General features: G+C 51.0%; 12 protein-coding genes and 1 riboswitch. Of the genes, 6 read left to right on the forward strand and 6 right to left on the reverse strand.

Features of this window, described 5'->3' with window-relative positions:
• Positions 1–234 precede the first annotated feature (234 nt).
• Entirely contained in the window at positions 235–918 is a 684-nt protein-coding gene (locus tag H8L47_RS17235; protein WP_186954830.1) for a M949_RS01915 family surface polysaccharide biosynthesis protein, read from the forward strand.
• Between the two features lie 10 nt (positions 919–928).
• Here the strand turns inward: H8L47_RS17235 and H8L47_RS17240 are convergent, their stop codons facing one another.
• The 3 genes from H8L47_RS17240 to H8L47_RS17250 form a co-directional block, all read right to left on the reverse strand.
• A complete protein-coding gene (locus tag H8L47_RS17240) occupies positions 929–1174 on the reverse strand; it encodes a type II toxin-antitoxin system HigB family toxin (protein ID WP_186954894.1) in 246 nt (81 codons plus the stop codon).
• A 123-nt stretch (positions 1175–1297) separates the two neighbouring features.
• Entirely contained in the window at positions 1298–1645 is a 348-nt protein-coding gene (locus tag H8L47_RS17245) for an STY0301 family protein (protein ID WP_329605461.1), read from the reverse strand.
• A gap of 171 nt (positions 1646–1816) precedes the next feature.
• Complete coding sequence (locus tag H8L47_RS17250; RefSeq protein WP_186954831.1) at positions 1817–3790, reverse strand: peptidase U32 family protein; 1974 nt, start codon at positions 3788–3790, stop codon at positions 1817–1819.
• A 342-nt stretch (positions 3791–4132) separates the two neighbouring features.
• Here H8L47_RS17250 and dacB point away from each other — a divergent pair, with 342 nt between their 5' ends.
• Complete coding sequence (dacB, locus tag H8L47_RS17255) at positions 4133–5644, forward strand: D-alanyl-D-alanine carboxypeptidase/D-alanyl-D-alanine endopeptidase (RefSeq protein WP_186954832.1); 1512 nt, start codon at positions 4133–4135, stop codon at positions 5642–5644.
• An 11-nt stretch (positions 5645–5655) separates the two neighbouring features.
• Here dacB and H8L47_RS17260 read toward each other — a convergent pair whose 3' ends face one another.
• Together H8L47_RS17260 and H8L47_RS17265 are read right to left on the reverse strand one after the other, a co-directional pair.
• Positions 5656–6573: a hypothetical protein gene (locus H8L47_RS17260; protein WP_186954833.1), complete on the reverse strand. Its 918-nt coding sequence runs from the start codon at positions 6571–6573 to the stop codon at positions 5656–5658.
• Between the two features lie 80 nt (positions 6574–6653).
• Entirely contained in the window at positions 6654–8039 is a 1386-nt protein-coding gene (locus H8L47_RS17265; RefSeq protein WP_186954834.1) for a hypothetical protein, read from the reverse strand.
• A 238-nt stretch (positions 8040–8277) separates the two neighbouring features.
• Positions 8278–8373: riboswitch (glycine riboswitch) on the forward strand.
• Positions 8374–8879: 506 nt separating this feature from the next.
• On the opposite strand from H8L47_RS17265, the gene H8L47_RS17270 reads away from it, so the two are divergent.
• The 4 genes from H8L47_RS17270 (at position 8880) to H8L47_RS17285 (ending at position 12593) form a co-directional block, all read left to right on the forward strand.
• Positions 8880–9629 carry a hypothetical protein gene (locus tag H8L47_RS17270; RefSeq protein ID WP_186954835.1) on the forward strand — a complete coding sequence of 250 codons (750 nt, stop codon included), beginning with the start codon at positions 8880–8882 and terminating at the stop codon, positions 9627–9629.
• Positions 9630–9673: 44 nt separating this feature from the next.
• Positions 9674–10261, forward strand: coding sequence for a C39 family peptidase (locus tag H8L47_RS17275; RefSeq protein ID WP_186954836.1), 588 nt, complete (start codon positions 9674–9676; stop codon positions 10259–10261).
• Between the two features lie 123 nt (positions 10262–10384).
• Complete coding sequence (locus H8L47_RS17280; RefSeq protein ID WP_186954837.1) at positions 10385–10669, forward strand: YkgJ family cysteine cluster protein; 285 nt, start codon at positions 10385–10387, stop codon at positions 10667–10669.
• Positions 10670–10886: 217 nt separating this feature from the next.
• Positions 10887–12593 carry a methyl-accepting chemotaxis protein gene (locus tag H8L47_RS17285; protein ID WP_186954838.1) on the forward strand — a complete coding sequence of 569 codons (1707 nt, stop codon included), beginning with the start codon at positions 10887–10889 and terminating at the stop codon, positions 12591–12593.
• Between the two features lie 103 nt (positions 12594–12696).
• Here H8L47_RS17285 and H8L47_RS17290 read toward each other — a convergent pair whose 3' ends face one another.
• A complete protein-coding gene (locus H8L47_RS17290) occupies positions 12697–16692 on the reverse strand; it encodes a WG repeat-containing protein (RefSeq protein WP_186954839.1) in 3996 nt (1331 codons plus the stop codon).
• Positions 16693–16840: the final 148 nt, after the last annotated feature.

Here is a 16840-nt window from a genome sequence, read left to right on the forward strand (position 1 = left end):
CTTAAAGAACACGGGAAACCATCAGGATCTGTATCATGCTCAAGCAAGGAAGTCGCTGATCCCATGTATGCAGCGCCAGAGAGCCAGCCATTTATTCTGCTGGCCTTGCGGCAAGCATTACAATGCATCGCACCAGATGTACTTTGTCCGTTAGTAAACACAGCAAAGTCAGCTTGGGTTGAATACTACTTTCTTTGGTATCCTGCAAGCCCGCATGAATAGCCACTTCCTGACATGAAATACTTGATCCCCACTACCCTGCTCTTCTTGTCTGTGCTGGCTTTCGGCCAAGGCAAAGATGGAAAAAATACCTGTACAGACGCGTTACCGCCAAGCGCAGACAACTTGAAAAATTTGGGAATGCAATTGCCCCTGACCAAGCATTTTTGCTACAGCGATCACGGTGGCAACTATGTTCTTTACCTGACTGAAAAGCAGGACAAGGTGTTTGCAGCGGATAAATTATCCAGTGCAATAGAGGCCCATCTTTTCCAAGTCCAGAATGATAAATCCCTCACCAAAGTGCTTAGCATACGTGACAAGGCCGGGAACAATGAAGCAGGCCTGGAATTCTGGAGCAAGCTGACCGAGATCACCGACATAGACAAGGATGGCAACATCGACCCCATCCTGGTCTATCGCTTTTATAACGCCGACGATGATAGCAAAGTCAACTATGATACTTTTGCCGGACGCATCAAGATCATCCTGTTTTACAAGGGCGAGAAAGTCGTGATAAGTGCGATTACAGGTGATCTGGATGGTGAACGCCTGACAACTGCAACAGAGAATTTTTTCTCACTGCCTGCGTCAGTGCAAAAACATCTGGTGAAGAAGATGATAGGAATGTACAAGGATAATTTGTACGGATTTGATAATAGTTACAAATATTTTCCGCAAAAGCCTAAAGGGAATTAATCAGCGCTTTTTAATTTCGTGGGAGTGGCTTTAGCTGCGAACAGCTCGCCATATAGATCTTTCCCACTTGTGTAGGGCATTCGCGGCTGAAGCTGCTCCTACGGCGGCAAGAATTCTGCTGTGCGCCTATGAATTTGATGTAGAGAACACCTAACTGGTCATCTAGCGCAACAATCAAGCGATGATGATTGCCATTGATATTGAATACCACGCGGTTGTTACCGACAAAACTGACACAGGCATAAAGCGCCCTGATGTCTTGCCACGGCCTCTATTGCGCCTTGATCGATTCGTCATGCCATATCTTCAATTTCCATCCACTAAAATATCACACAGTCTTTGACCTGACCTTATGAAAAGTCTCCCGTCATGTCTGGATTTACTTGCATTGAAAACTTACCTGATTTTTTTTATTGATTTGGTAGTTGCATTTGCTGACCCTTTGAGCGAGATCAACCCGCTCAATGTATCCATCAGCGTACTTGCATAGCACTGTAACAGGCCGATTTTGATCGTAGATGTAAGCCAATGCCCAGTAGCCTGAACGCCTTCCGGTCTCCTCTGGTTTTAGAATGGCAAGTTCTTCGGGCGTACCGTCAAAAACCTCTACCGAGAGCAGGGAAGAGGCTTCCCGACGCGGACAAGTCTCTGCAGAAAATGCTGGCTGGAGTATGCTGACTGTCATACATGCACAAACCAAGCTTTTCAATTTGAGTTTACTAAGCACAGAATCTCCTGCTTAAGTGTCAACAAAGTGACGACAAAAGAACATATTTCAGATTGTCACATTGATGCAATACGCTATTCACAGCAATCACACAAACTCTACACCCGAATACAAGAAAGACTCAAAAAGCATTCCTACTTTTTGAGCCTGCAAGTTTCATCTACTTCTACATTACGCCGTCTGCGGCCTGTTCTTATGAAAAGTCACCGTACTGTATTGCACCGATGACGGCGGTGCCGCCTGCAAGATGTGTTTTTTCATTGCACCGATGATGTGCATTTCGCAGGGCTTGCAGTCAAACTTGAGCGTGTATTTTTCTTCGCCTGTGACCAGGGTCATGGGTTCGGCCTTGACCTGGCCTTGTACGCCTTGCACGCCTTTGGCCTGTTTGGGGCAGAGGTTGAAGGAGAAACGCAGGCAATGCTTGGTGATCATTAGCGAAACTTCGCCCGGTTCTTCATGCGACTCGTAGGCGGCGGCAATCAGTTGTACGGCGTGTTTTTCATAGAAGCTGCGGGCCTTGTGGTTGTACACATTGGCGAGGTAGCTCAGGGTTGTTTCTGGATACGCGACTGGCGGCTCGACTGCAGGTGTGCGCTCCGGGCGCTGCCATGCGGCCAGGCGCGCTGCTTCATGTGCAGCCACAGCGTCACGGCGCAGGGCGTTGATGACGGAAGATGGGACGAACCAGGGCTGCTGCAAATCGAGGTTGACCTGGGCAGCTTCAAACATGGTGTTGCCCAGCTTGGCGAGATTATCGCGCAGGCCTGCTTCTGCCTTGTCGCGGTTCTGTGCCGGTTCCAGTGCTAACTGTGTGCTGACTTCAGAAGTCACGCCATCTTCATCAGAGATTTTCAGCAGCAAGCCATCTGCCAGTTCTGTCAAAGTCATATAGACAGGAATGCGGCGTTCTGCAGATTTTTTGGTCAGCGCATGTTCCCAGCGGTGGTCGCGGTTGCGGTTGATCAGGGTGCCGACTTTCAGACCTGTCAGCTCGGCCATTTTTTCATTCGGGAAGACGCGCCAGATTTCACCGTTCTCTGATGCGCCTACGCGTTCTACTGTGTTGGCCTGTACGCCTGCGACTTCGCGTTTGACCATGTAGTTGAGGCCGTCACCATTGGACATGGGTTCATTGGCTTCTATCTCAAAAAAGTTCGCAGCCAAACGCGTGACATAACCCAGATGCAAACCTACATATTTGGGGGAATCGAATGCGCCTATGTCTTCGAGGCGGCCATTGGCAAAATAATCGGTGTGGCCACGGTGGAAGTTCTTGTCCACATTGGGGCTGAATGACACCTGGCTATGGCCGCTGGAAGCGCGGCTGAATTCTGGCCTGCGTTCAAGGATTTCATCAAGCAGCAAACGGTAATGGGCAGTGATGTTCTTGACATAACCCATATCCTTGTAGCGACCTTCTATCTTCAATGACTGTACTCCAGCATCGAGCAGGGCTTCAAGATTGCGGCTCTGGTCATTGTCTTTCATCGACAGCAGATGCTTTTCATAAGCGACTACCCTGCCCTCGCCATCGCTCAACGTATAAGGCAGGCGGCAGGCTTGCGAGCAATCGCCACGGTTGGCGCTGCGGCCATTGTCGGCATGCGAGATATAGCATTGGCCAGAAAAAGCCACGCATAATGCGCCGTGAACGAAATATTCGAGTGGGGTGGCCACTTGTGCCTTGATGGCCTGTATCTGTTTGATAGTCAGTTCACGCGCCAGTACCAATTGCGAGAAGCCGACGTCGCCAAGGAACTTGGCTTTTTCCGCACCACGGATATCGCACTGTGTGCTGGCATGCAGTTGGATAGGCGGGATATCCAGTTCCAAAATACCCATGTCTTGCACGATCAGGGCATCGACACCTGCGTCGTACAACTGACGAATCTGCTTGCGCGCCGGTTCCAGTTCTGAATCATGCAGGATGGTATTCATGGTCACGAAGATGCGCGCATGATAGCGGTGGGCAAATTCCACCAGACCAGCAATCTCGCTGATTTCATTACTGGCATTGTGACGCGCACCAAATGAAGGACCACCGATATAGACGGCATCAGCACCATGCAAGATCGCTTCGCGGCCTATCTCTACAGTTTTGGCAGGTGATAACAGTTCGGTCTGGTTGGCAAGCAAGCTCATGATGATGGCCGGTGACAGGGAAAGGGCGAAATTATAAAGGAAATCAAGGGCTTATGTCGTGTTTGCTGCTACGGAAGAGCATTAATCCGATGCTAATCGAACAATATTTAAGGCCGCAAACCCGCTTTCTTGGGTTTCAATTAACTTTAGCAAGCAGTTTTTGCCATTTGCAGTGTAGGTCAAAGCCTGAAGATAAAAAGGAAATAAGCAGAAGATATACAGTACAAACAAATTTTCATTGCGTAAAAAGAACGCTTTCCTGTTTCCACTACTTGCCTGCTCTACAATGCAGATTATTATTTTCCCGTCTGCAATTACAGCTTCATATCGCTGCCCCAAACTATGCGCCTCACTCCTGTCAGCCTGTTTTTTGTTATACCCCTGCTCCCTGCATTTGTTTTCGCCCAAACCAGCCTGCCTCCAGCAGTCGAGGCCGCGTTCAACAAGGCCAATGTACCGGTCCAGGCGCTGAGCGCCATCGTCATACCCGCCACTGGTGGCGCGGCAGTCCTGACGCAAGCTGCTGACAGACCCATGAACCCGGCCTCTGCCATGAAGCTGGTGACGACCCTGGTTGGACTGGAAGAGTTGGGGCCCAACTTTCGCTGGAAGACGCAGATACTGGCTGATAAGGCAGCGAAGAAAATCAATGACAGCCTGACTGGCACTCTGTACTTACGGGGTGGTGGCGACCCTAACCTGACGATAGAAAAACTGGGCAGCATGTTGCGCATTTTGCGTAACCAGGGTTTGCGTCGCCTGCGTGGCGATCTCATACTTGATCGCAGTTATTTCCAGCCTGAGCGACCTGACATAGGCGCGCCGCAATTCGATGAATATCCGGACGCTTATTACAATGTGATACCGGATGCACTACTGGTGAACAGCAACCTGAGCAGCATTTCCCTGGAATCGACAGGGGATAAAATCGAGGCGCGCCTGAACACGCCGCTGGATAAAGTCAAAATCACCAATCACCTGCATTTCAATGAACTGCCCTGCTCAGCCTGGGAGACGGAATGGCTGCCGCCTGTGATTGAAACCATGCGCAGTGTGGCCGATGATCCTGAGACAAACAATCCGAATGCACCAACCGGTAAAAAAACAGAGCGACAGACCACGCGCGGCGGGCTGGAAATCACTCTGAATGGCGGTTTCCCCAAGCGCTGCAAGATCACCAATAACATCAATATCCTGGACCGCAACCAGTACCTGGCGCATTTGATACGCGCCCTGTGGCAAGAGATGGGTGGCACCTGGCAGGGTGAGGTACGTGATGGCAAAACACCGGCGTCAGCCACGGTATTGACTGAGCGGGTGTCCGAGCCCTTGGCAGACATCCTGCGCCCCATCAACAAGCAATCTGACAATGTCATGGCACGCATGCTCTACCTGACCCTGGGTACGGAGTCAGCCAACAAACAAGGCATGAGCAACTTGCAGGCAGCAGATGCGCGCATCCGGCAATGGATGTTCAGACAGGGCATCAACGATGCCGGGCTGGTGCTGGAAAACGGTTCTGGCCTGTCGCGTATGGAGCGCATCAGCCCGCTGCAAATGGCCGGTTTATTACAAGCAGGTGAGCGCAGTAACTGGTATGCAGAATTTGCCAGCAGCCTGCCGGTTGCCGCCATGGATGGCACCATGCGACGCCGTCTGAAGGGAGGGCCGGCAGAACTGCGGGCGCGCATCAAGACTGGCACACTGAAAGATGTGGTGGCCATTGCCGGTTATGTCAGAGATATCAATGAGCAGCAATGGGTGGTGGTGGCCATGATCAATCATGAAGAGGCTGTCAAGGCCAAGGCAGCGTTGGATGAGTTGATCAACTGGGTGGCCGCTGGCAAACCTTGAACTAGGTCTGCTTATTTGGCCTTCACTGGTTTGTCATTGACAAGCACATATTTTTGCTTATCGGCATCAAAGAGCAGTTTCTTTTTACCTTTTTGGGCAGTCACGACAAACTCGTAACTGGTCGTGCGTTCTCCATTGCCATCCGTCATGTGGCTGACGACACGGTAGCCGTAGGTTTTACCAGCAAATTCGACCAGTAATTGCCCCGGTGCCGTGGTGCCGGGAGCCAACTCCCAACTGGCCAGATAATCATAGCAGTTTGGTGGCTCCTGTTCGTTTTCGTGCAAGCGCAAACGTGGATGTTTGCCTTTACCTGGATGCATCATGCTTTCACATTCCGGTCCACTTTCATAGTGCCTGACCAGTTCCAGATCTTTGTCAAACAGGGGATGGATACTATCCGCCTGAACACGCAACAGGCGCAGCCAGACATTGACTTCATTTTTTTCTACATGACTGTGCTCCAGGGCAAGGGCAAAATCACCGGGGAATAGTTCCACCATGCTGGCCTTGCTGATACGACCATTGGCTGCCAGCCATTCAACGACGTCCTGACGCTTGACCAGCGACCAGGCTTCGCCACGGCGCTTGAACCAGTAAGCCGCGATCAGATTAGGCAAACCAGATTCCAGCGGCTCGCCCTTGACCAACAAGACTGCTGTATCTGCATCGATTTTTTGCACATGCAGGGCATGCATGCGCAGCGCCAGTGCGGCTACCGGTTTGACAGAAACTGGTAATTCCGCTTTTAGCTGCGGTGTTTTGACGATGGCCTTGTCTGCGCTTACGTCCCAGCCCTTGAACACCAGACGCATGAGGTCACGTTGCTCCAGCGTTTGCACCGATTCATTACGGGTGCATGCAGCCAGCAGGCAAAGCAAAGCCAAGGAAAAAATAGTGAGACGCAGGAAACGCTGTTGTAATTGCACGAGAAAAAATATTCTTTTAGGAGGCACACAGATTCTAACTGATCACTGGCGCTGAGCAGATATCAGAAGCGCAAGCTCCCCTATTCACCATTTTTGAATCGCCTGACAGCCTCATCCCGCTTGGCGATCAGTTTGTCACCCTTGGCTTGCATGCCCAGGGCAAAGTATGACTGGGCCAGGGCTTCCAGGGTATAAAGATTCCACTCATTGCCGTTGGCCATGCTTTTTTCCAGCAAGGCGATGGCTTGCTTGTGGCTATTCTTTTTAGCGTACATCAGGGCCAGTTCATTGACGAGCAATTGATAGGGCTGACTGTTCAAGCCTTTTTCAAACCAGACACGTGCGCCTTCCGGGTCTTCCTTGAAGATAGCACTACCACGGTAATAGCATAAACGTGATTTCAACTGTTCAACCAGCACCTGGTCACCAGTGACTTTGTTCATATTTTCTATGAAGGACTCCATATCGGCGAATGAACCGCCCCATTGCGGCAGCAGTTTGCTCAGGTAGGCATAGGCTGGTGTGTACAGGCTGGGGTCTAGTCGTAATGCGGTTTTGAGCAAACTGACATCATCGCCTCGGATGCTGAGTGCCTTGTTATTGCCGATCAGTTCACCTGCACACATGGCACAAGCCCTGATTTTTTCATTTGCCTTGTTCAAGTCCACTCTGGCCTGGGCAGACAATTTATGGAACTCGGCAAATTGTGCCTTGTTGGTTTCTGCCGCCAGTTTGCCACCACGGGCTTCCCAAGCCTGCTCTTGCAAAAACATGCCGCGCGCCAGATGGGCATAGCCAAGCTGGCTGGATTTCACCCAGCTATCAAACTGCTTCTTGAAATCTTTGTCGAGACGCGACAAGGTAGCAAAGCGTGTGTGCAGGGTGTTGGATTTCAGCCTGCCTGCATGGTTTTGTGCAAAGCCACTCTCCAGCGCCACATCCAGTTTCTTGAATTCACCGCGCCACAACATGGCCACCAGGATGTTTTGCTCATGCTCTTCATCGGCATAATTGCTACCCAGCTTGGGCATCTCAGGATTTTCTGTCGATGTTTTTTGCCACACGGCCTGATGCAATTCAGTATTGCCAGCATCGCGATAAGACTGATGCCAGATTTCTTCATAGCCCTCTTGCGCCATGCTGGTTTTGCGAGCGTTATACCAGGCTGCTGTCATGCCCCAGTAGGAATAAAACCGCTCCATGTCCGCCGGGAATGGGCGGAAATACGCCTTGTAAGTCAGCATGTCCTTGCTATTTTTTTGCCCCAATACCTTGTAAGGCATGTAGCGGCTTTCCACCATCTTTTGCACAAACCTGGTCAGCTCAGGATCGGACAACCAGGCGCTTTCCTTTACTTTTTCTTTGGCAACCACTTGCTGTACAGGCTGCGTTTGCGCATATACCTCGACAGCGATGAAGGTGGATACCAATACCATGGCAAGGCTGAATTTTCTGGACATTGACATCAGGGCTCCAGAGGAAGATTGCAAAGTGTGCGAGGACATGGGGAGTAAATTTTCCATATTGTGCAGCATCATATCTGTGATTCTGGCAAAGTCCAAGCATACAAAAGCATGTGGACACCCTATGCATTTACGGAAATAAAATAGTCATTTCTCTTCAAAAATAATTTGCAAATGATTAATCTTTGCACTATGCTCATTTCTACAACCTGCACAAGTGGTTGAGCACAATGGCGCAAGCCAGGTGATATCGGGAGAGACTGTCCATTAAAGCAAGGGCAGCGCCGAAGGAGCAACCACCCCGGAAACTCTCAGGCAAACGGACCGTTATTACTTTCAAACTCTGAAGAGCTGCCGGACTACGTCGCCCGGCACACCGAAGGAGCAAGCATTGCACCGCTACCCGTGGTTGCAGGCGAAATCTCTCAGGTCCAGGACAGAGGGGGTATCCGTTGCGTATTTTGCGCGCAGATATCCCTTTGACGTCTGGAGTCCATATACCATGAAATCCAAGATAGTTAACGGTGACATTGCCACCGCGACGGCTGACGCATGCGCGCGGCAAAAATCTGCAACCCTTGGCGACAAAAACAACTGCGCAATTCATCCCCATCATTTGAAAGATGAAGGCGTACGACAGCCACGCCTACACTTCCTTCATTGACGCTATTGCGTCATACAGCCCAGCGCCTATAGCTCATTTGTACAGCGCTTCAAGCTGATTCCTTATTCCCGCGTGTGCGGGTAATGATGTCCGGCATGTGAACCATGCCATGTTTCAAGCCGCCCAGCCCGCTTGGACAGGTGGGCTATTGTCTCAATCCAAACCAGGAGCAAACCATCATGCATTTGCACTCTGTTTCCAGATTCAAAAAATCCACTCTGGCCGCTTTGATATTCAGCATCAGTTGCGCATTGGCCAGCCCGGCACTAATGGCACAAAACCAGGCCACCGACATGGCAGGCACGACCGATCAGGCACGCCTGGTCAACGCCGCTGCGCAACGCGATTTTGCTGAGTTTGTACAATTCAATATACAGCGACGGGGCGGTACTTTGCCCTCAGAATTCCCGCTGGATGTGAATGATGTGCATGACCTCAAGGATGCCAGGATAGACTATGGCTTTCAGGTCTATAGCGTGCCGCCGCAAGATGTCATGAATGGTCGCGGTGATTTACGCAGCATCGCCAGGGCCACTGGCGAATGGCGCTTTGTTATCAGCTTGAACAATAACCCGATAGGCCTGGCAACACTGAGGCAAAACAATGGCCGCTGGGGCATCACTTCTTATGGCGGTGCCGTGCTGGCGAAGGATGTGGATGCAGCGATCGCCATGCATGGCAATAGCACCCGTTCCAATCTGCGCTTCATTCGCGTCTATCAGGCCATGTCGGATTTTCTGGAGGTAGTTTCGCCCATCGACGCCCGCGCCCGCTTTGCCCCCTTGCATGCAGCACGTCAAAGCCTGCTGTTGCAACAGCGTAGCGAAAAAACCGGGACATCGTCTACCAACACTGGTTTACTGGAGCAAAGCGACATCCTTGACCCATTGCGCGTCAGTGTCAAACGCAATATCGAGAACTTCCGCTGAACCTAAAGCCAACATCGCATACCACCAATAGTTACGGAGATATCATGCAAAAAAATCTGTTAAAACTGATCCTTGCTCTAGGCATCATGCTGAGCTTCCCAAGTGCCTTTGCCCAATGGCGCGCTTTGAATGTGCCGCTGGTAACGCAAGAACACAGCCAGTGGTGCTGGGCCGGCAGCGCGAAGGCCGTGCTGAATTTTTATAACAAGACACCCAGCCAGTGCCAGATCGTGAATTGGGCGTACGGCCTGAACTACGCTTGCGGCAATACCAACTTTAACTGGAACAGCAATGCCAACCAGCCCAATGCCATGTATGGCAGCAACGGCAGTGTACAAAAAATCCTGGCAAATTGGGGCGTGCCAAACACGGCCTATAGTTATGCTTCTTCATGGAACACCGTGGTCAGCGACATCAATGCCAACCGCCCATTTGTGATTCGCTATGGCTGGAGCAATGGCGGCGGGCATATCATGGTAGGCACTGGTTATGAAGTGTATAACGGCACCAACTACGTCTACATCATGAACCCATGGCCAGGCGAAGGAAAAACCTACAGGACCTACGGCTCTGCCGTGTCTGACTATGATCATCAGTGGACACATACGCAGCGTATGAATGTCAGTGGCTGAGATTTGACATAGTTGAATAGCAAACAGGTTGCAGGTAATCACATTTTACTGCAACCTGTCGGCAAATTTCATGGAGTAGCTTTCTGCTGACAGAAAACTGCCCACATCCATTAAAATGCGCACATGAGTACCTATTTTTCCTGCCGCCCCCACTGCGCCGCCTGTTGCATCGCGCCGTCCATCAGCAGCCCCATTCCGGGCATGCCGAATGGCAAACCCGCAGGTGTACCCTGCATACAGCTTGATGAGAATTTAGCTTGTAAAATTTTCAATCACCCTGAACGACCCGCAGTTTGCGCTGGCTTGCAGGCATCGTTTGACATGTGCGGGGAGAGTAAGGAGAAGGCCATGTTTTATTTGACACAGCTTGAAGTAGCGACCGCGCCGACTTGCCTCAGCAGTTCATGAGCAAATTCACAATTTCATGTCTTACTTATCAACAATATAAGCGGGCCTGACATAACCAATCATGAATAATATTCATACAAACTTCATACAATTAGGTAATGACTTCCAAGTATAATTGCCGCACGGGAATTTCATTTCCATTCTTCACCATGCAGGTTCTCCAAAAAGCTCCGGGCCTGCATTTTCAATTTGTCTTACGACAACAAAAAGAAAATCTATGTTCTCTCTACTTAAACACCTTTCGGTGGGTAAACGCTTAGGCTTGGGCTTTGCACTCATACTTGCGTTATTTTTTATTACCACCCTCATTGCTATTTTTAAACTCAATACTGTCGCCGCTGCCGCTGACGATTTATTGAAAGACCCGCTCGCCACTGAACGTATGGTCAGCGACTGGTATCGCAATATCCATACCGGCGTGCGCCGCACGACTGCCATTGCCAAAAGCACCGATCCTTCACTCGCGAGTTTTTTTGCAGCAGACCAGGAAGAGTCAACCAGAACCTCCGGCATTTTGCAAAAAGAGATTGCGGAGCATATGAAGAGTCCGGAAGAAGTCGCTCTTTTCAAGGAAATTGGCGAACAGCGCCAGGTTTATATCAGCGCCCGCAATAAAGTCGTTGATCTTAAAAAGAACGGCCAGGTAGATGAAGCCAACACCGCACTGGATAAGGAGTTCATTCCCGCATCAGTGCTGTATGTCAAAAAGATAGAAGAAATGCTGCGCTTGCAGCGCAAGCAAATTGATGAGACTTCGGCCGGAATCCAGCAAACCTATCATTCCAGCCGCCTGTTGTTGATCACCCTGTCCTTGCTTGCTGCCCTGCTTTCAGCAATTTGCGCCTGGTTGATGACCATATCGATTACCCGGCCACTCTCCAGGGCGACTGCTGTTGCCGAAAAAATGGCGCAGGGTGACTTGAGTGAGACTATTGATGTCTTGCGCAATGATGAAATCGGCAAGATGATGCATGCCATCAATGGCATCAACACTGGGCTGAGCAGCGTCATTGGTGATGTGCGTCATGGCACTGAAACCATCAATGTAGCAGCAGCTGAAATTGCCTCTGGCAATGCGGACCTGTCATCACGCACAGAATCACAAGCCAGCTCTTTGCAGGAAACCGCATCGTCGATGGAAGAGCTGACATCCACGGTTAAACAGAATGCCGACAATGCGCGCCATGCGAATCAACTGGTGATTTCTGCATCCGGCGTTGCGGTCAAGGGTGGTGAAGTGGTTGGACAAGTGGTAGAAACCATGGGTTCGATCAAGGAAAGCTCACGCAAGATTGTTGATATTATCTCGGTCATTGATGGCATCGCATTTCAGACCAATATCCTGGCCTTGAATGCCGCTGTTGAAGCTGCCCGGGCAGGGGAACAGGGCCGGGGCTTTGCGGTAGTAGCCACCGAAGTGCGCAACCTGGCGCAACGCAGTGCCTCTGCTGCCAAGGAAATCAAACACCTCATCGATGACTCGGTAGGCAAGGTAGACCATGGTAGCAAGCTGGTCGATACTGCTGGCCAGACCATGACGGATATTGTCTCCAGCGTCCAGCATGTGGCTGACATCATGAGTGAAATCACTGCTGCCAGCCAGGAACAAAGCGCCGGTATCGAACAAGTCAATCTGGCTGTCACGCAGATGGATGAGATGACACAACAAAATGCCGCGCTGGTGGAACAAGCTGCAGCGGCAGCAGAAAGCATGCGCGAGCAATCTGGTAAGTTGTCTGAACTGGTTGCGCAATTCAATATCATGGAGCAGGCTCAGAAGCCGGTAGTGTCGGCGACTCGCCCGGTCAGCAATCGACGCCCGCCGGTACTTACCAGGACGACCAGCAAACCAGCCAGGGTGCAGCCACGTCAGATTCCGCAGAGAAAAACCATTGCAGCTGAACAGGATTGGGAAGAGTTTTAATCCCAGGCCGGAAATCCTTAATTGTATAAATTCTGGATTTCCGGCTTCGATCCCACTGGTAATTTTCCTGTCCTTGATCATTAGCAGAGTTGGCGATCAGGCTTCAATTACCTTCCTCCTCGTCCTTATGTTTTGCAGCGATTGCTTTGGCAGCCTTGAGATAAATCAGGCGAAAGCCAAAATAATGAACCAGCACCATTGTGGCAGTCGCCGCCAGCGCGAAGCTGGCTGGTGTATCGAACAAAAAGCGCCACAGCCAATACACTTCGGCATATCCCAACAGGACGATGGTCGGTATTCCATACCAGATACCATTCGCCTGCCAGGCGGCATAACTGACAAAGCCGTGGCAAATCAGGGCGATCAAGCCGAAGATACCATTTAACATCATCGCCAGAAAAGCGCGTTGCTCCAGCCAGCCGGCCAAGCCCCGCTGAGTTGGTGCCTCATCCGATTTGGCACTGAGGGCGACACCAGCGAACCAGGTGAAGAACAAGCCCTTGCGTTTGATGCGCTGCAAGCGCGTTTCATCTTCAGGCGGCCCTGCCAGGGTTTGCAAAAGTGCGTTGGTCATCAGCTCTGAAGTTTTGCTGGGCTCACTCACTTCATTGGCCTCCAGCTCTTCATCAACTCCTGCCTCCAGCTTTAATTTCGCAAGTAGCTGCTGCGTCTCGTCTTTCACGGCATCAGGCACATGGTCGGTCACATAACTGGCACGCATCAATGCATGTGCGCAGACCGTGGCAGTGCGCCATGGCAGAGGAACTTCGGCCAGCCTGCCGTGTGTGCTGACATGCGAGATACAGGCAGCCTCGCTTAACATGGATGCAGGCACATGATGCAACTGCTTGACATTTTGCTCAAGTGCCATGACGTAACGCGAGGGATTCATCCAGCGCTTGGGTACGAAGGCAATCGCATCAGGGTCAGCCGCCAGAGCTGTGGCAACCAGCGTCTCGTCGATGCGTGCCCTTGGCACATCTGCCAAGGTCAGCGGATGTGACCCGATAGCTTGCAGCAGAGCAGCAGCATCCATTTGATCGAACTGTGTTTTGCTGATGTCCTGTAACCAGGATGTGTCCGTGTTTTCGTTGAACTCGGCTTCATAGGGATTTTGCAATGACAATACTGTGGCAGCTTCCAGCGCAGCTTCTTCCATACGCCCCTGGGCGCGCAAGGCGTCGGCCATGACATAGTGGGCATGCTGTGGATAAGGGGTAACTTGCAGTGCAAGTCTGGCATCTTCGATTGCTCCCTGATAGTCTTTCGCCCACAATTTGGACCATGCCCGGTAGGCATGCCATTCTGTGGCAGGCACAGCATCTACAGCTTCGCCCGCAAGCTCATCTTCATTCTTTTTTTGCAGCTCTGCCGTCTTTATTTCTATCAGTTTGCTGAGAACTTCCAGCTCAAGTGCCGTTGGTACGGCAAAAAACACTCTACGGTCTTCCTGCAAGGCTGCAATGCAGACTTCAACTGTGCGCATCTCTTCTGGCACAAATTCCAGCGACATGCCATTGCACTTGACGGAAGCCATGCACAGGGCAGGCATCAGCAACTCTCGCGGGATTGACTCTATCAGCTTGCCATAAGAATGATGGACGGCACGTCTGGCCAGTTCAGGCGTGATCTTGTGTTTGGCGATATAGCTGATATTGTAGATATCTGCCTCCAGCGCGGCCCGTTCTACCCGCTCTGTCCACAGGGCATCTGGCACATTGTTCAGGGCCACGCCAGCTTTCACCGCCTTCAGGCAATCTTCTTCATCCAACAAACAACCCCAGACATCATACAAACTATTCTTGTCCCATTCGCTGGGCTTGCTGGAATTCCTGTCATCACGCCAATGCCAGTCTGCGTCATCTGCGTACAAAGAGCGGGCCAGCGCCAGCGCCTCTGTCGTCATGCAGCGCACCGGGATACTGGCGGCATCGCTGGCGCTCTTGCGCACGATAGCTGCCATTCTTTCTGGTGTACACCATTGAGCCGGCAGATAGTCCAGCGCCTCTACATCGGCGTCGATGGCGGCATCGACCATGGCATCGTCGAGTATCTCTGAGGGCACAGCCTCCAGCTCATACTTGCTTTCCAGCACCGCATCCAGCCATTGCTGATAAGTGCGCGGCTCTGCTAGCTGATTATCTTCATCATCAACTTCATCCTGATCATCGTCTTCATTGTGTGCTTCCGCCTGATCGCCGTCTTCAGATGTCACCCCATCCACATCGGGCTCTTGATATGATGCAGCGCGTATGCTCCTGGCTGCTTCCAGTGCATCCATACTGGGAGCGCAAACCAGATAGACGTTACTCCAGGCATCACCATCACCAGAGTCTGAATCTGCATACATGCCCAGCCAGAGTTGGCGGGCCTCTGGCAACAAAATATTACCTGACACTTGCTCATCGAAAGGTTTTTTGAGCGGCACTGCCCAGGCGCGCGTGATACTGCTATTGCGGTAATCGCGATTGGCAAATTCAGGATCGCAATCGACAGGGCCAAATTTTTCTATCAATGCTTTTTCTATTTGCAGCTCTGCCTCCGCGATCCTGGCGAGCTGGTCTTCCCACATAAAATCATAGACACCATTGTGGTGCTCATTTATGTACACACGTAACAAACGATGGCGTGTGGTGAGCCGGCGTTCTTCTTGCCTCTGCTCACTATCATCTTCATCGTCGTCATATTCATCATCGTCCTCATCTTCATCTTCATCCCCGTCCTCTTCATTGTCATCATCTTCGACAACTGAGATGTTGATGTATTCTTGCAGCAACTCTTCGGTTTCTGCCAGCATCTCTTCTGCAAAGGGGATAATAGAATCCAGCGAGTTCAACGCATCGAGCGTACCTTCTATCGTTTGGGTAAAGAACAATCCTGGTGGATAAACCGGGCCTTGCAGCTTATCAGCATGCAATTCCCATAAGATTTCTCCACCTGCATCAAGCAGGCTAACGGCTGCCTGTCCTGGTTTGCCATAGCTGATACGGTAGGCGATCTTGCCATCTTTAGCAATGTAAGCAATCTCTCCATCGTCAGTGAGGAAGGGTGAAAGTGGGGTATCGACCAAGGGACTAAGCACCCAGCCATTACTATTCGTCAGGGGTTCCAGTATGTGCGCTGGCACGCTGGCAAAACTGCCGTCTGCAGACAAGATGCCCCAGCCCGCTCTTGCCCTTACTACCGCATATTCAAACTGGTTAAAGTGATCGCCCCATCTCAGCGGTGGCGTTTCCAGGGCTTGACCATTCTTGCGCAAGTAAGTGCTGCCGTCATAATCATTGGCAACGACACCGCTTGCCATGTACTTGGCCAGATGACGCCCACCATCTACAACGACTTCACCTTTGTCATTCAGGTAGCCGTTGCCGTCATCCCATGAATCTTTGCGGGAAAAGTAGGCCAGACCGTCTGCATTAAATTCATTGATGCGTGAATAGACAGGTTTCAATATCCATTCACCTTGCGTATTAATCAAACCATACAGACGGTCGTCTTCGGTGGCAGGGGCCACGCCAGTATCGCTAAAATCCAGGTTTACGCGAAAACGCGGTTCAATGGCCCATGAAGTATCGCGTCGGATATAGCCTATCAACTTCCTGTCTTTGATATCGATGGCGGATGCCAGACCGCAAGCACTGAAATTTGAAACATGGAAAAAAGTCTTATCTGAAACCAGTTCACCGCTGGTATTAATCACTGCCCAGCGATGCTTGCCCAATTTGGCAGAAGCCAAGCCATGACTGAATGCAGAAACTTCCTCATATTGCGGCACGATGACAACTTCACCGCGCAAGTTCAGATAACCCCATTTCCCCAGTTGGCAAAACCTGGCCAGACCATCCTCGGAAAAAGCCCTTGCCTCGTCCAGTTCTGCCGCAACTACCCATTGGCACTGCGCATTGATATACCCCCATTTGCCATTTTGATGGCGCGCCACACTGATCCAACCGCCCTGTCCATCAGAGAGAAAGCCGGCAATATTGACGATATCGGGGTAGGCAGACACAGCCTGACCCTGATGAAGCACTATCAGGGCAATGTTTGATCTGGATACATCCAGCGGGATGGAAAACAGCAGAGGTGGGGTAGTTTGCATAGGTGGTGGTCATTCCATTTCATCAACACCCGCAGCATAAACTCAATTCGACAAAAAACCAGCCCATACCAAAGCATGTGACCAGGGCGTGTTGCCATGCCTTTTAGTCTAAAAGGTATGGCAACACGCCCAATTTCTTACAAATGTT

Source organism: Undibacterium umbellatum, assembly GCF_014284125.1.
In the GTDB taxonomy this organism is placed as follows: Bacteria; Pseudomonadota; Gammaproteobacteria; order Burkholderiales; family Burkholderiaceae_D; genus Undibacterium; species Undibacterium umbellatum.